We start from the raw sequence: 339 nt of genomic DNA, 5'->3' as shown, positions 1-339 counted from the left end.
GATTACGTCGTGCGTGTAACGCTTAGATACGTCTTCATTGTTAACGTCTGGGTCAGCAATCATCGGTTCTTCGATTGCATCTAGGTCAACAACCAACTCAGCGTAGTACTTCGCGTTGTCATCTGGAGCAAGCGCTGGTTCTTCACCAGACTTGATGCCAGCAATACGCTTGTCTGCTAGGTCGATTAGGCCTTGTAACATCTTGGCATCGTTATCCATGCCTTTGTCGATCATGATTTGGATACGAGATTTTGCGAGCTCTAGAGACTGAATTAACGTGTCGTCTGTAGAAATACAGATCGAAGCTTTCGCTTTCATTTCTGCAGTCCAATCGGTGAA

At 45.7% G+C, this 339-nt stretch carries 1 pseudogene; it reads right to left on the bottom strand.

Annotated elements, in window-relative coordinates:
* Positions 1 to 339 (bottom strand): annotated as a pseudogene (locus A3751_RS03085) (bifunctional aconitate hydratase 2/2-methylisocitrate dehydratase); the annotation flags it as partial.

Source organism: Oleiphilus sp. HI0080, from assembly GCF_001635135.1.
This window is presented reverse-complemented; position numbering and strand designations above follow the sequence as displayed.